The following is a 13828-nucleotide window of genomic DNA, read 5'->3' as shown; positions in this document are numbered from 1 at the left end:
GCGGTTCTGCGGAGGGGCTGGTGTGCGAAGACCCGCGGCCGGTTCCCGGTCGCGGGTCTGAGTCGCAGTAGGCGCTGGTACGTACGCAAGTCGCCCTTGCGCCGTTGCGTCTGGTCCGACTCAGGGTCTCAGCAGTCGAGGGGCGCGGTCTGCGGCTCGTCCGGGGTCTCCGACTCGGTGCTGTCCAGGGGGCGGCGCCGGCAGCTGGGGGTCTTGCCGTGGGCCTCGGCCCGGATGCGCTGTTTCATCGTGGGCGGCAGGGACCTGGCGTGGGACCGGAGCCAGTGGGCACTCGCCGGGACCAGCTGATGGTCGGCGATGTGGTCGTCACTGCTGCTGTTGCGCGGGGTCTCGGTCTGCGGTACCGCGGCGGCGGTGGTGGCGGTGGCGAGTCCGAGCGCCGTGAACAGCGCGAGGAATGCGGTGACGATGGCGGTCCACAGCTTCATGACCTTGGCGTTCCTGGCCATGGCCCCTCACTTTCGGGTCGGGCGATTTGCGTACTTTCCTCATGATGTGTATGGGCGTCGCGAAGTGGGGGACGTCGACTCGTGGCGCGTCGAAGTTCAGATCAACACCACACGGATGGACGTACTGATCAGGAAAAATCCACAGAAAGGCTTCCGAAGGGGGCGAGCGGGAGCAAAGTCACCGTCCGTGGAGGTGTGATCACCCTCCGATCGGAACGGTCCGACCTCGTGCAACACCTTGCGGCGGACCGGAGTTGGGGCCGGATGCGGGGCCGGACGCCAGGTCACCGATCGATATCGGTCGGTGTGTATAGTCGGGCGCCAGAGGTCCCCTACGTCAAGGAAGAGACGAGGTCGCACGGTGAAGAAGCTTCTCCTGGTCGCACTGGCCGCCATCGGCGGGCTCCTCGTGTACCGCCAGATCCAGGCGGATCGCGCCGAGCAGGATCTGTGGACGGAGGCGACTGACTCCGTGCCCACGGGTTCGTGAGTACCGACAACAGACGACACTGAGACCCCGGCCGCCCTCGCGGTCGGGGTTTTGCGTTGCCCGGACCGGACCGATCCGGACCGATCCGGACCGATCCGGACCGATCCGGCTCGGACCGTCTCACGGGACCGTCCTGTGGGGCGGGTGTTTCGGCCGGTCGTACGGATTGCCGGGTGGCGTGCAGGCGCGCGGGGCAGTATGGGGCCGGTCCGGGACTTCGGCGGCTGGCGAGCTACGGCTGGGGGCGCGCGTGATACGGCGGTGGCGTACGGCGGGATGGCGGGGCGTCGGCGCGGTCGCCGCCCTCGCACTGACGGCACTGCTGCCCGCCACTCCGGTTGCGGCGGACAGCGGCACCGGCTATGCCTTCGCTCCGGACGCCCGCACCGTCACCGCAGCCAAGGGCACCGCGGACGCCGTACCGCTGGAGCCCGGCACCACCTACCGCAGCTCCCTCCCGGAGAAGGGCGAGCGGTACTTCCGCCTCGAACTCGCCGCCACCACCACGGCCTACGTCCCCGTCACCGCCGTCCCGCCGGCCGGCGCCACCGTCTCCGCGAGCGACGGCATCGCAGTCTCGGTCGAGGACGCCAACGGTGTCCCCTGCGCCTACGACAGTGCCCGTTTCGGCGCCGGGCTGAGCCCCCGGCCCATCACCGCGCTGGGGCGGCGGGACGCCGGCAAAGCGCTGTGCCAGGACGCGGGCACCTACTACGTGGCCGTTCAGCGGCTCGTGACCGGCTCACGGACCACGACCCCCGGAAACTGGGACCTGGAGATCGCCCCCGTCTCCGAACCGGCCCTGGCCAGGACCGGGGCCACCACCGCCCCCGAGACCTGGAACTCCGCGTCCCCCGAGCCGCTCACCGGAGAACCCCACCACCGCCCCGGGGGTGCCGGCTTCGACACGGCCCGCGCACTGGGCCAGGGCGTCTGGCAGACCGACATCACCCCCGGCCAGACCCTCTTCTACGCGGTCCCCCTCGACTGGGGCCGGCAACTGCACGCCACCGTCGACCTCGGCAGCACCGGCGGCGACCCCCACGGCTATGTCAGCGCCGCGCTCAACCTCTCCCTCTACAACCCGGTCCGCGGCTACGTCGACGACGTCTCCCTCGGCTACGACGGCACCCAGAAGTCGTCCTCCCTCCAACCCCTGCCGCCCGTGGCCTACGCCAACCGGTACGCCATCCCCACCGCGCAGAACTCCCTCCGCTTCGCCGGCGCCTACTACCTCGTCGTCCACCTCACCGGGCAGACCGCGGACACGTTCGGGAAGGGGCCGTACGGCGTCACGCTCCGGGTCCTCATCGACGGCACCCCGAACTCCGGCCCGGACTACGCCGGTACGGCCGTCCCGAAGGGCGTCTTCGACGCGTCGTCGGACCAGAACGGCGTCCTGACCACGACCGGCGACGACCACACGGCGATGAGGGCGCTCGCCGTGGGAGGGATCGGGGCGGGGACCGCCCTGCTCCTGTTCCTGGGCGTATGGACCCTGTCCGCCCGGCGCTCTCAGATCCGGGTCAACGCCCAGAAACCCACGGCGTAACAGGCCAGCGCGAGGAGAAGGATCGGCACGGCCGCCTTCGCGGGAGGTCCGGCCCGACGCGCCCGCCGCCGACGCCGGCCGTGGGTACGGACCGCCGACAACTGGCTCTGCGCGGCCTGCGGGGTCCGCGGGTCGCGGGCGGTGTAGGTGGCGGTCGTGGTGGTGTCGGCGTCCGGCCGGACCTCCTGAACAGGGGGGAGAGGCTGCGCGGGGGGCCAGGGGGTCTGGGGCTGCGGGGTGGGGGTGGGGGTGGGGGTGGCTTGCTGGGGCTGGGGCAGTGGTTGCGGCTGTTGCTGGGTGTACGGCGGGTACGGCGGTGTCGGCCCGGGGTGCTCCGCGTACGGCGTGCCGGGCGTCGGCGTCTGGGGCGGGGGGAGCCGGAAGCTGCCGGTGTCGGACATGGAGACGGGGGCCGAGGAGGATCCGGCGCGGTCGGTGCCGGTGGACGGGGGAGCGTCCGCGTGCCCCGGCCGGACCGGGGACGACGCCGAAGCGCGGCCCGCACCTGTCGCCGTACCGGAACCGGCCCCGGCCGCCATGCCCGAACCCGCTTCCGGCCCCGCGGCCACGGCCGGACCTGAACCCGTCGCCGCCGCCGCGGCCGGCCCCCCGGGCATCCCCGGGCCGCCTGCCGCCCCTGCCGCCGTTCCCGGCGCCACCGCCTGCCCGCCCGCGCCCTGCACTCCTGCCCGCGCGTCCGCCGCTCCTGCTGCCTGCACTCCCGCCTGACGCGCTGCCGCCGCAGTCGGTGTACCCGTACCCGCCGTTGCCGTCGTGCCGGAATCTCCCGGCGTCACCCTCGCCGTATCGACCCCCGACGCGACCCGCACCGGCCCCTCTGGTTCGAACCCCGGCGGTAACGGCCCCAGTTGGTCGAAGATCTCGATCGTCTCGTCGTCGATGTCCGGCTCGGGAAGGAGCTCCCTGGCCTGGGCGAGGGCCTTGCGGGCTCCCGTGGCCGTGCGGAAGCGGGACTGGGGGTCCGGCTGGACGAGAGTGGCGACGACCTGCCAGAGGGGCTCCGGGACACCCTTGGGAGCTCCCGGGGTGCCGTGCTCGGCGAAGTACTGGACGAGCGCCTTGGCGTCAGGCTTGGCACCTTCCAGGAGGTAGAGCGCGACCAGCCCGACGGCATACAGGTCGGCCGCGAAGTCGGGCTCGGCACCCAGGAGTTGCTCGGGGGCGATGTAACCCGGCGTACCCACCACGAGGTTGGTCTCGGTCAGCCGGGCCTCGCCGAACCGCATGGCGATACCGAAGTCGGACAGGCGCAGCCGGGGACGGGCGGTACCGGACGCCTCCAGCAGGATGTTGGCGGGCTTGATGTCCCGGTGGACCACGCCCTCCGCGTGCACGGCGGCGAGACCGGAGAGCAGCTGGTCGAGAAGCGTGCAGACGAACGCAGGGGGAAGCGGGCCGTAGTCCCCGACGAGATGGACCAGCGAACCGCCGGCGACCAGGTCCATCGTGAACAGGACCTTGTCGTCGTCGGCGGCCCAGCTGGCCGGAGCGAGGACATGAGGGTGATCGATGCGCAGCGCCTGCTCCCGCACGAAGCGCAGCAGCGCGTGGGCGTCGCTCTGCTGGAGCACCTTGGCCGCCACATAGCGTTTCCGCCGGTGGTCCCAGGCGCGCCAGACGGCACCCACCCCGCCATGACCGATCGGGTCGGCCAGTTCGTACCGGCCCGCGAAGACCTCACCCATGACTGCCCGCAGCCCTCCCCCTCGAAGCCCCCCTGCCACTCCCCTTGCCTGTTACCCCCTTGTGCCTGTTACCCCCCTTGCTTCCCCCGGATGAGAGATACGACCCCTCTCGCGCGACCCCCGCGCCAGGAGCCCGGCCCCGCCCGGTTCACCGGACCCCCTCCGGTGTACCGGGCCGCGGCTCAGCTCTGGTGCGACTGGTAGTGCGTGACCGCGTCCGAGGTACGGCCGGCGCCGTACACCCGGAGGAACTCCGCGAGCTCCGGATGGGACGGGGCCAGGGTGTCGGCCGCGTCGATGATGTCGCCCGCCGCGGCCACCGAACGCAGCAGCGACTGGATCTCGCGGACCACCCGCTTGACCGTCGGCGCTCCCGAACCGCTCGTCGTCTGTGTGCTGTTGCTGAGCACCGAGCCCCCCTGGGACTTCTTGATCTCGTCCATGCGCTCGGTCGCCTCGGCCGCGCTCACGCTGCCGTCCGCGACCAGTGCGGCCAGGTCCTGGAGCTGCTGCACCCGCTGGACCACGGCCGGGTTGCCGATCTTCGCCCGCTGGCCGCTCATCAGCTGCGACAACATGGGCGCGGACAGTCCGAGGACCGCCGCCAGACGAGCCTGGTTGAGCCCCAGATCGTCGATGAGCTTACGGAAGAGCGCCCCCAACGGCTCCCCGTACCAGTTCCGCTGCAGCTCCCGCGCTCTGGCGGTGGCTTCCTGCTGTGCGGCGTCCATTGCGTCTCCCCATCGCTTCCCCAAAAAATCCACGGTTCGCTACAGCGAACCTCGTCGAGCATCTTACGGAGCGTGGTCATCCGCGGGGACCCCCAATCTTTTTGCGAGGTACGGGGGGTGACCCGGTACTCTGGTCTGCGCCGGGGCCTTAGCTCAGTTGGTAGAGCGCTGTCTTTGCATGGCAGATGTCAGGGGTTCGACTCCCCTAGGCTCCACAAAAACCCCTCTGACCAGCATAAATGCGGTCAGAGGGGTTGTTTTTTGAGCCGTGGGTCAGTGCTTCTTGCCGTCCCGGTTCGCCCGCTCCTCGGCCTCCTTGGCCTGAACCTCGGGGTCGAGCGGGGAAGTGCCGTCCACCGAACCGAGACGGCCCGACTCGGGCACCTCCGTCGCCGCGGGCGGCTCGACCAGCCAGTCCGGGTTGGCCTGCTTGTCCCACCACTTCCAGGCGGCGACGCCGGCACCGGCCAGCACACCGGCCACCACGAACGCCTTGAACACCCGGCCGCACGCCGAACGCCGCTGGTTCCGGCGAGCCAGCTTCTGGATGTCCTCGGCCGAGACATTGCCCCGCAGCGCGGCCAGCGCCGCGGCACCCCGCGTCGCGGCCTCGTCACGGACCGGCCCGGCCGCCGCCACCGCCTGCTCGATCCTCGGACGTGAGTAGTCGGCGGCCTGCCGGGCCGCCTTACGGGTCAGATCGGCGGCATCGTGCGCGGCCTGGTCCACCTTCGGCGGCACATGCGCCCGGGCCAGTTCCAGCCGCGGCACGAGACGGGCGTCGTACTGGACGCGGGCCTGTTCGGCGGCCTGCGACACCACGGGCGCGAGCCGTACGCGTGCCTCCTGCGCGTAGTACGCGGCACGCTCCTTGGCCGTGTCGGCGTAGGGCGCCACCACTTCCGCGGCGTGACGCACGCTGTCCTTCGCCGAACTGGTCGCGGCGCGCACGCTGTCGTTGCGGGTCACGGGTTTCCTCCTCCTCGGTGGCGTACGGTAATTCGACTTTCCACCCTTTTATGGATCATGCCTGCCAACGGGCCGAGCGGCGCGCGAGGACGGGCATACGGGTGCAACCAGAGCTAAGAGGGGCTTGTCGACGACAATGCCACGGATCGGCGCCGCGCGCCCCCGCATGACAGAAGGGGTTCGGCAAGTGATTCGTGAGGATCCACGTCCACAGACCCGCGACGGGCGACGGACCCGCCGTACCGTGCGAGGATCTGGGCACTGAACCCGAGCACAACGGAAGGTGGACCGTGGCCGAGCAGCTCTACGCCACCCTGAAGACCAGCCTCGGCGACATCGTGGTCCGGCTCTTCCCGAACCACGCGCCGAAGACGGTCAGGAACTTCGTCGAACTGGCGCAGGGCGAGCGAGAGTGGACCCACCCGGCCACCGGCACGGTCTCCACCGACCCGCTCTACGACGGCACGGTCTTCCACCGGGTGATCAGCGGCTTCATGATCCAGGGCGGCGACCCCCTCGGCACCGGCATCGGCGGCCCCGGCTACAAGTTCGAGGACGAGTTCCACCCCGACCTGCGCTTCGACCGGCCCTACCTGCTCGCCATGGCCAACGCCGGCCCCCGCACCAACGGCTCCCAGTTCTTCATCACGGTCAATCCCGCCCCCCACCTCAACCGCAAGCACACCATCTTCGGCGAGGTCGTCGACCCGGACAGCCAGAAGGTCGTGGACAAGATCGCCGCCGTCGCCGTCAGCGGACCGAACAAGCGGCCCGAGAACAACGTCGTGATCAAGACGGTCGCCGTCGAGAAGCGCGACAGCTGAGACGGCCCCGAATCCGAAGGAGACCGTCCGAAGGGAACCAAACGCCCCGCTCGTCCGTAAGGATGTGCGGGGCACAATGTTGCCCACGACGAGCGAGGGGACCCCATGGAGGACCAGGCGGCAGGCAGCGCGCGCGACGCACACAGCCTGCCCAAGTGCTACCGGCACCCGGACCGGGAGACCGGCGTGCGCTGCACCCGCTGCGAGCGCCCCATCTGCCCCGAGTGCATGGTCAGCGCCTCCGTGGGCTTCCAGTGCCCCGAGTGCGTGCGCGGCGCCACCGCCGGCCACAGCGGCCCGCCCCCGGCCGCCTCCCGCCCGCGCACCATCGCCGGCGGCACGGTCACCATGGATCCGCGGCTGGTCACCAAGATCCTGATCGGCATCAACATCGCCGTCTTCCTGATCCAGGTCTCGGTCGGGAACAGCTTCACCAACCACTTCGAGATGATCGGCCAGGCCCAGTACTCCCAGGTCAGCCCGCTCGAAGGAGTGGCGCAAGGCCAGTACTACCGCATGCTGACCGCGATGTTCCTGCACGATCCCGGCAACCCCATGCACATCGCGTTCAACATGCTCAGCCTGTGGTGGATCGGCGGCCCCCTGGAAGCCGCCCTCGGCCGCGCCCGCTACATCACGCTCTACTTCGTCTCCGGCCTGGCCGGCAGCGCCCTCACCTATCTGCTCGCCGCCCAGAACCAGCCCTCGCTCGGCGCCTCCGGCGCGATCTTCGGCCTCTTCGGCGCGACCGCGGTGCTCATCCGCCGGCTCAACTACGACATGCGGCCGATCATCGCCCTGCTGGTGATCAACCTCATCTTCACCTTCAGCGGCGGTATCGCCTGGCAGGCCCATATCGGCGGCCTGGTCGCCGGTGTCGTCACCGGCTACGCGATGGTGCACGCCCCGCGCGAGCGGCGGAACCTCATCCAGTACGGCACCTGTGCGCTGGTCCTGGTGGTGACCGTCGTCCTCACGGTCGTCAGGACCGCGCAGCTCACCTGAGCCTGTTCACGGCGGCTCACCGCACCGATACCGAACCGTTGTCCACAGACGGTGACGATCTTATACACAACGTGTGCGCACAACTGTGCCCCCTGTACCTCACTTGCGTTTCCGCAGCTCAGGCAGGGGGCGAACAGTTACACGAGGGGTGTTGTGGTAGTCGTACCGGTGTCAACGCCCGACGGGTTATCCACAGATCGTCGTCTTTTCCCCAGGAGGGGTGTGGATAGCAGGTCAGGCCTGTGGATAACTCAGCGAACAGCCCTGGGCAGAGCTGTCGGCCGGGGTTACTTCCACTGCGTGGAGACACCGAAGCCGGCGGCGATGAAGCCGAAGCCCACGACGATGTTCCAGTTGTCGAGGCTGTCGATGGGCAGTGAGCCGTCGGTCACGTAGAAGACGACGATCCAGGCCAGCCCGATGAGGAACATGGCCAGCATCACCGGCGCGACCCAGGCCCGGTTGTTCAACTTGATGGCGGTCGTCTGCTTCGCCGGGGGCGGCGTGTAGTCGGCCTTCTTGCGGATACGTGACTTCGGCACGAGGGTCTCTCCTGTCGATGCGCTGCGTGGCCGCGCAGGTAACTGGGTCGGGCTCGGGGCAGCGTACAAGGGGCAGCAAGGGCGCACTGAGCGCTCCCCCGGGCGTCCGTTAGCGTAGTGCTTCTACGGCGCCGAAGGAGATAAGGGTACGTTGAGCAATTCTGCCGACTCCAACGCGACCGGATCAACGGGTTCCGACCCGGCCCGTAAGGGCGGCTTCCGTCCGGTGCGGGTTCTTACCGTGGGAGTCTTCGCCCTCGCCGGCCTTCTCTTCTTCACCAGCTTCAACACGGCCAAGGGCACCGACATCCGCTCGGACGACAATCTGCTGAAGCTGTCCGACCTGATCCAGGAGCGCAGCCGCAAGAACAAGGAGCTGGACGAGGCCAACGCGAGCTCGCGCGATCAGAACGAGAAGCTCGCCGAACGCGACGACGGTTCCACCAGGGCCCAGGACGACAAGCTCACGGGGCTGGAGAAGGACGCGGGCACCCGGAAGCTCAGCGGCAAGGCGATCACCGTCACGCTGAACGACGCTCCGCCGAACGCGACGGCCAAGCTGCCCGGCTATCCCGAGCCGCAGCCCGACTATCTGGTCATCCACCAGCAGGATCTGCAGGCCGTGGTGAACGCTCTCTGGAAGAGCGGCGCCCAGGGCATCAAGGTCATGGACCAGCGGCTGATCTCCACCAGTGCGGTGCGCTGCGTCGGCAACACGCTGATCCTCCAGGGCCGGGTCTACTCACCGCCGTACAAGATCCAGGCGGTCGGGGACCCGGCGAAGATGCAGCAGGGGCTCGCGGACTCCGAGGCGATCCAGAACTACATGGTGTACGTGAACGTCTACGGCCTCGGCTGGAAAGTCACCGAGGACGGGACGGTGACTCTGCCGGGTTACTCGGGCACAGTGGATCTGCACTACGCGAAGCCCGTGGAGTAAGCAGCTCGTCACCTTCTGGAGCCGCCGGTGCGTGTGATCGTCAGGACCGTGAGCGAGTTCTGCATCACCGTCGGCACGCTCATCGTCCTCTTCGTGGTCTATGTGCTGTTCTGGACCGGGGTGAAGGCCGACAGCGTGATGCACGACCAGATCGACCGGTTACAGCGGCAGTGGTCGGCCGACGCCGCGGTGCACCCGACGGCCAAGGCGTCCGCTCCCGCCACTCCCGCGGCCTACCACTACGGCAGGCCTTTCGCGATCATGTACATCCCGCGGTTCGGTTTCACGTGGAACAAGCCGGTCCTGGAGGGCACGGGGACCGATGTGCTGAAGAAGGGCCTGGCCCACTACGCCCGGACCGCGCGGCTCGGCCAGGAGGGTAACTTCGCGGTCGCCGGCCATCGCCGCACGTACGGCGACCCGTTCCTGGACTTCCCGGAGCTGCGCAAGGGCGATGCGATCGTGCTGACGGACGGGACCACCTGGTTCACGTATCGGATCGACAAAGGCCCTTACAAAACAGTTCCGACGGACGTTGAAGTGATCGACCCTGTGCCACGTAAGTCGGGGTATACGCGTCCGGGGCGCTATCTCACGCTGACCACGTGCGATCCGGAATGGGGGCACAGTCATCGGCTGATCGTCTGGGCGCATCTGGACTCCACACAGCCTGTGGAGGCAGGCAAACCCGCGGCGCTGCGCCGTTAGTCTGGTGCAGTACGGCGGGATTCTGGTGCCGTGTTGGAACGGAAGGGACGGCAGGGACGGCATGTACGGCTACATCTGGCGGCATCTGCCGGGGAACGTATGGGTGAAGTCGCTGATCTCACTCGTGCTCGTCCTGGCCGTGGTCTACGTCCTCTTCCAGTACGTCTTCCCCTGGGCCGAACCGCTGCTGCCCTTCAACGATGTGACGGTGGACAACCAGTGAGCGCGCGGATTCTCGTCGTCGACAACTACGACAGCTTCGTCTTCAACCTGGTCCAGTACCTGTACCAGCTGGGCGCCGAGTGCGAGGTGCTGCGCAACGACGAGGTGTCGACGGCGCATGCCCAGGACGGTTTCGACGGTGTGCTGCTGTCGCCGGGCCCCGGTACGCCGGAGGAGGCCGGGGTGTGTGTGGAGATGGTCCGGCACTGTGCGGCCACCGGTGTCCCGGTCTTCGGTGTCTGTCTCGGCATGCAGTCGATGCAGGTGGCGTACGGCGGTGTGGTGGACCGGGCGCCGGAGCTGCTGCACGGCAAGACCTCGCTGGTGGAGCATGAGGGCAAGGGGGTCTTCGCCGGCCTGCCGACCCCGTTCACCGCGACCCGCTACCACTCGCTCGCGGCCGAGCCGGACACGGTTCCGGTCGAGCTGGAGGTGACCGCCCGCACCCACGACGGGATCATCATGGGGCTGCGGCACCGTGAACTCCCGGTGGAGGGTGTGCAGTTCCACCCCGAGTCGGTGCTGACCGAGCACGGGCACCGGATGCTGGCCAACTGGCTGGTGGAGTGCGGTGACCAGGGGGCCGTGGCGAGGTCGGCGGGGCTCGCCCCGGTGGTGGGCAGGGCCACGGCGTGACCGCGCTGCGCCCCGAGCGCGAGACCGATACCTCGTACGGGGTTCAGCCGTACGGGGGGTCGAGCGCGCTCGGGGAGACGGCGTATCTGCCTCCGGTCACGGCCGAGGAGCCGGCGGCGGTCTATCTCCCGCCGATCGACGAGGAGACCGTCGCCCTGCGGATCCCCGATCCGCCGCCTATGTCGGCGTCTGCGGGCACGGCAGCCTCTTCTGCCCCTGGGACACCAGGGGGCGGCCGAGCGGCCCGTAGAAAGGCAGCCAGACGGCGTGGCGGGCGGCACGGTGGCGCACCGGAGGCGGCGGAGGCACCGCCGAGCGGGAACAGCGCCTCGGGACGTCCGTTGTCCCGGGTCGAGGCGCGTCGCCGGGAGCGGCTGCGCAAGCCCAGTCCGGCCGTCGTGGCGAGCCGGGCGATAGGCGAGGTGTTCATCACCACCGGTGTGCTGATGCTGTTGTTCGTCACCTATCAGCTGTGGTGGACGAACGTCCGTGCCCATGCCCAGGCGGGCAGTGAGGCGAGCGCCCTGCAGAAGGACTGGGCGAGCGGCAAGCGGGCGCCCGGTGTCTTCGCGCCGGGGCAGGGTTTCGCCATCCTTCACATCCCCAAGCTGGACGTGGTGGCGCCGATCGCCGAGGGCGTCAGCAACAAGAAGGTCCTCGACAAGGGCATGGTCGGTCACTACGGCGAGGGTGCGCTGAAGACCGCGATGCCTCAGGACAAGACCGGTAACTTCGGTCTGGCCGCGCACCGCAACACGCACGGCGAGCCGTTCCGGTACATCAACAGACTGGTGGCCGGTGACGCGGTCGTCGTCGAGACGCAGGACGAGTACTTCGTGTACAAGGTGACGTCGATGCTGCCGGTGACGGCGCCGAGCAACGTGAGTGTGCTGGATCCGGTCCCGAAGGGTTCGGGTTTCACCAAGCCGGGCCGCTACATCACTCTCACCACCTGCACACCGGAGTTCACCAGCAAGTACCGGTTGATCGTGTGGGGCAAGATGGTCGAGGAACGCCCGCGCAGCAAGGGCAAGCCGGACGCGCTCGTCGAGTAAGGGCAGAGGCAGAGGAACAGTGGCAGCGACCGCCGACGACACCGAAGAGCAGACCGACGCGCCGGACGCGGTGCCCGTCCCGGGCCGTCGGCCGATCGGCCGGATCGCGATGGCGGTCAGCGTCCTGGGTGAACTCCTCATCACGGCGGGCCTGGTGCTCGGCCTGTTCGTCGTCTACTCGCTCTGGTGGACGAACGTCATAGCGGACCGCAAGGCGGACCGGGAGGGTGACAAGGTCCGTGACACCTGGGCCCAGCCGGACACCGGTCCGGGGGCGCTGGACACGAAGGACGGCATCGGCTTCCTGCATGTGCCGTCGATGAAGAACGGCGAGGTCCTGGTCGAGAAGGGCACGTCGACGGATGTCCTCAACGGCGGTGTGGCCGGCTACTACACGGATCCGGTCAAGGCCGCGCTCCCGACCACGGGCAAGACCGGCAACTTCACCCTCGCCGCCCACCGGGACGGTCACGGTGCCAAGTTCCACAACATCGACAAGGTGAAGGTCGGCGACCCGGTCGTCTTCGAGACTCGGGACGACTGGTACGTCTACAAGGTCTACGACATCCTCCCGGAGACCTCGAAGTACAACGTCAAGGTCCTCTCCCAGGTCCCCAAGGAGTCCGGCAAGACGAAGCCGGGCCACTACATCACCCTGACGACATGCACGCCGGTGTACACGAGCCGGTACCGGTATGTGGTGTGGGGGGAGCTGGTGCGGGTGCAGAAGGTGGACAGCAAGCGGACACTGCCGAAGGAACTGCGCTGACTGAGCTCCTGCAAGGAGCTCAGTCACCTAGCATGGCGAAGGCCCGAAGCCGCAACTACGATTTGCGACTTCGGGCCTCTGTGTGTCACATCCTGCCTACTCCAGAACCTTCAGCGGTTCCCCGGCGCTCCAGTCCTCCAGCTTCCCACGGTGTACGGCGATGATCCCGGCTTCGGCGGCGATGTCCAGGGCTGCCGCTGTGAAGGGGCACGTTGCCACGTAGAGCGCCACGTCCGCGCTGTACAGGACCTTCGCGGCCCCGATGAACTTCTGGACGTCGGGGCTGGTGATGTTGAGGTAGGGCGCGAACCTCTTGCACTGGACGACGAGGCGCCGCCCGTCGGCCGTGAGTCCGATGATGTCGACGCCCCGGTCGCCGTGACCGCCCTGTACGACGACGTTGGTGCAACCGTCGCGGATCAGCAGCTTGGCGATATGGCGCTCGAACGTGCGGCCGTTCATGGCGTCCATGGCGGCCATGACTCCGATGGCGGGGCGGTCGTCCCGGATCCCTTCGAGCCTCTTGAGCCGTGCGTGGTGCTGGTGGAGCCGCCGCTCGATGCGCTGGACTCCTGCCCGCAGGGCGATCAGCTCTTGCCGATGCTCGCCCGATGTCTCGATCAGGGCGTTGAACATCGGTACCACGGTCTTGCCGAGGATGTGGGTGATGCGCTGGTCGATGCAGTCGTCAAGAGCCAGGAGGTCTGTTGGCGCCGGGTTTTCCACAGGCTGGGTCCGGGCCAGGTACTCCATGTCGAGGAGGTAGACACGTACCTGACGTGCGACTTCGCTGTCGCGGAGGAGCATGGCGACGTTGAGGATGGCCCGGCGCGAGAACAGGGCAAGTGCCTTTGAGCGCGAGTGGATCCCACTGGCCCCCTTGAAGAGGGCCAGTCGCTCGCCTGTCAGAACTTGGTAGCCACTGGCCTCCAGTTCATGCCGATGGTCTTCCACAACGGACTCAAGCGTCTTCACGGTGACCTCGAAGTACGCCGCCACCATCGCCGTAGTCACATGCATCCCGTCCGGCAGCAGTGACAGTGCCTTCACTCTGTCGAGCACGTCAGTGCGATCCAGCACGCTGCTGCGCAGGGCCTGGGACTCCAGCAGAGCTGTTTGGTCGATCATGTTCTGCCCCCTTGTTCGTTGTGGCCGTACGGCCGGGGCAGTGAACAGATTCCCCACCCCACCCGGTCAACGAGGCGGGAT

Annotated in this window: 16 protein-coding genes and 1 tRNA gene; 11 read left to right on the top strand and 6 right to left on the bottom strand. The window is 68.6% G+C overall.

Features of this window, described 5'->3' with window-relative positions; genetic code table 11:
* Window positions 1-128 precede the first annotated feature (128 nt).
* Window positions 129-470 (bottom strand): DUF6344 domain-containing protein, encoded by a 342-nt coding sequence (locus EDD90_RS27740; RefSeq protein ID WP_123975702.1) that lies wholly within the window; start codon window positions 468-470, stop codon window positions 129-131.
* Window positions 471-831: 361 nt separating this feature from the next.
* Between EDD90_RS27740 and EDD90_RS56420 the strand changes: the two genes are divergently transcribed.
* Both EDD90_RS56420 and EDD90_RS27730 read left to right on the top strand, forming a co-directional pair.
* Window positions 832-960: a DLW-39 family protein gene (locus EDD90_RS56420; RefSeq protein WP_003999697.1), complete on the top strand. Its 129-nt coding sequence runs from the start codon at window positions 832-834 to the stop codon at window positions 958-960.
* A 250-nt stretch (window positions 961-1210) separates the two neighbouring features.
* Window positions 1211-2512 (top strand): hypothetical protein, encoded by a 1302-nt coding sequence (locus EDD90_RS27730; protein ID WP_260328098.1) that lies wholly within the window; start codon window positions 1211-1213, stop codon window positions 2510-2512.
* Here EDD90_RS27730 and EDD90_RS27725 read toward each other — a convergent pair.
* Window positions 2476-4218 carry a serine/threonine-protein kinase gene (locus EDD90_RS27725; protein WP_123975701.1) on the bottom strand — a complete coding sequence of 581 codons (1743 nt, stop codon included), beginning with the start codon at window positions 4216-4218 and terminating at the stop codon, window positions 2476-2478. The genes EDD90_RS27730 and EDD90_RS27725 overlap by 37 nt on opposite strands.
* 182 nt (window positions 4219-4400) lie before the next feature.
* Window positions 4401-4949, bottom strand: a complete 549-nt coding sequence (locus tag EDD90_RS27720; protein ID WP_123975700.1) for a DNA-binding protein — start codon at window positions 4947-4949, stop codon at window positions 4401-4403.
* Between the two features lie 142 nt (window positions 4950-5091).
* On the opposite strand from EDD90_RS27720, the gene EDD90_RS27715 reads away from it, so the two are divergent.
* Window positions 5092-5164: transfer RNA gene (locus EDD90_RS27715), tRNA-Ala, on the top strand.
* Window positions 5165-5222: 58 nt separating this feature from the next.
* Here the strand turns inward: EDD90_RS27715 and EDD90_RS27710 are convergent.
* On the bottom strand, window positions 5223-5918 hold the full coding sequence (locus EDD90_RS27710) for a DUF5324 family protein (protein ID WP_123975699.1): 696 nt from the start codon (window positions 5916-5918) through the stop codon (window positions 5223-5225).
* Window positions 5919-6208: 290 nt separating this feature from the next.
* Here EDD90_RS27710 and EDD90_RS27705 point away from each other — a divergent pair, with 290 nt between their 5' ends.
* Together EDD90_RS27705 and EDD90_RS27700 are read left to right on the top strand one after the other, a co-directional pair.
* On the top strand, window positions 6209-6742 hold the full coding sequence (locus EDD90_RS27705) for a peptidylprolyl isomerase (RefSeq protein WP_123975698.1): 534 nt from the start codon (window positions 6209-6211) through the stop codon (window positions 6740-6742).
* A 105-nt stretch (window positions 6743-6847) separates the two neighbouring features.
* Window positions 6848-7747: a rhomboid family intramembrane serine protease gene (locus tag EDD90_RS27700; RefSeq protein WP_123975697.1), complete on the top strand. Its 900-nt coding sequence runs from the start codon at window positions 6848-6850 to the stop codon at window positions 7745-7747.
* 287 nt (window positions 7748-8034) lie between these two features.
* On the opposite strand, the gene crgA is transcribed toward EDD90_RS27700, so the two are convergent.
* Window positions 8035-8289, bottom strand: a complete 255-nt coding sequence (crgA, locus tag EDD90_RS27695; RefSeq protein WP_123975696.1) for a cell division protein CrgA — start codon at window positions 8287-8289, stop codon at window positions 8035-8037.
* Window positions 8290-8440: 151 nt separating this feature from the next.
* Here crgA and EDD90_RS27690 point away from each other — a divergent pair, with 151 nt between their 5' ends.
* The 6 genes from EDD90_RS27690 (at window position 8441) to EDD90_RS27665 (ending at window position 12619) form a co-directional block, all read left to right on the top strand.
* Window positions 8441-9229: a DUF881 domain-containing protein gene (locus EDD90_RS27690; protein ID WP_123975695.1), complete on the top strand. Its 789-nt coding sequence runs from the start codon at window positions 8441-8443 to the stop codon at window positions 9227-9229.
* A gap of 27 nt (window positions 9230-9256) precedes the next feature.
* On the top strand, window positions 9257-9937 hold the full coding sequence (locus tag EDD90_RS27685) for a class E sortase (protein ID WP_123975694.1): 681 nt from the start codon (window positions 9257-9259) through the stop codon (window positions 9935-9937).
* 61 nt (window positions 9938-9998) lie between these two features.
* A complete protein-coding gene (locus tag EDD90_RS27680; RefSeq protein WP_123975693.1) occupies window positions 9999-10160 on the top strand; it encodes a hypothetical protein in 162 nt (53 codons plus the stop codon).
* Window positions 10157-10795, top strand: coding sequence for an aminodeoxychorismate/anthranilate synthase component II (locus EDD90_RS27675; protein WP_123975692.1), 639 nt, complete (start codon window positions 10157-10159; stop codon window positions 10793-10795). Before EDD90_RS27680 ends, EDD90_RS27675 begins: the two co-directional genes overlap by 4 nt.
* On the top strand, window positions 10792-11850 hold the full coding sequence (locus tag EDD90_RS27670) for a class E sortase (protein ID WP_123975691.1): 1059 nt from the start codon (window positions 10792-10794) through the stop codon (window positions 11848-11850). Before EDD90_RS27675 ends, EDD90_RS27670 begins: the two co-directional genes overlap by 4 nt.
* 19 nt (window positions 11851-11869) lie before the next feature.
* Window positions 11870-12619 (top strand): class E sortase, encoded by a 750-nt coding sequence (locus EDD90_RS27665; RefSeq protein WP_123975690.1) that lies wholly within the window; start codon window positions 11870-11872, stop codon window positions 12617-12619.
* 96 nt (window positions 12620-12715) lie between these two features.
* On the opposite strand, the gene EDD90_RS27660 is transcribed toward EDD90_RS27665, so the two are convergent.
* The gene (locus EDD90_RS27660; protein WP_123975689.1) at window positions 12716-13747 is read right to left on the bottom strand and encodes a restriction endonuclease; all 1032 of its coding nucleotides are present in this window, start codon (window positions 13745-13747) and stop codon (window positions 12716-12718) included.
* Between the last annotated feature and the right edge of the window lie 81 nt (window positions 13748-13828).

The organism is Streptomyces sp. Ag109_O5-1, assembly GCF_003814875.1.
Taxonomy (GTDB): domain Bacteria; phylum Actinomycetota; class Actinomycetes; order Streptomycetales; family Streptomycetaceae; genus Streptomyces; species Streptomyces sasae.
Note: the sequence above shows the minus strand (reverse complement) of the source record. Positions and strands in the feature narration are given on the sequence as shown.

What these genes read in the sequence shown, in the direction of transcription:
- EDD90_RS27660 (WP_123975689.1), bottom strand. Translation starts at nt 13,747, where the DNA reads ATGATCGACCAAACAGCTCTGCTGGAGTCCCAGGCCCTGCGCAGCAGC.
- EDD90_RS27720 (WP_123975700.1), bottom strand. Translation starts at nt 4,949, where the DNA reads ATGGACGCCGCACAGCAGGAAGCCACCGCCAGAGCGCGGGAGCTGCAG.
- EDD90_RS27725 (WP_123975701.1), bottom strand. Translation starts at nt 4,218, where the DNA reads ATGGGTGAGGTCTTCGCGGGCCGGTACGAACTGGCCGACCCGATCGGT.
- EDD90_RS27740 (WP_123975702.1), bottom strand. Translation starts at nt 470, where the DNA reads ATGGCCAGGAACGCCAAGGTCATGAAGCTGTGGACCGCCATCGTCACC.
- EDD90_RS27680 (WP_123975693.1), top strand. Translation starts at nt 9,999, where the DNA reads ATGTACGGCTACATCTGGCGGCATCTGCCGGGGAACGTATGGGTGAAG.
- EDD90_RS27700 (WP_123975697.1), top strand. Translation starts at nt 6,848, where the DNA reads ATGGAGGACCAGGCGGCAGGCAGCGCGCGCGACGCACACAGCCTGCCC.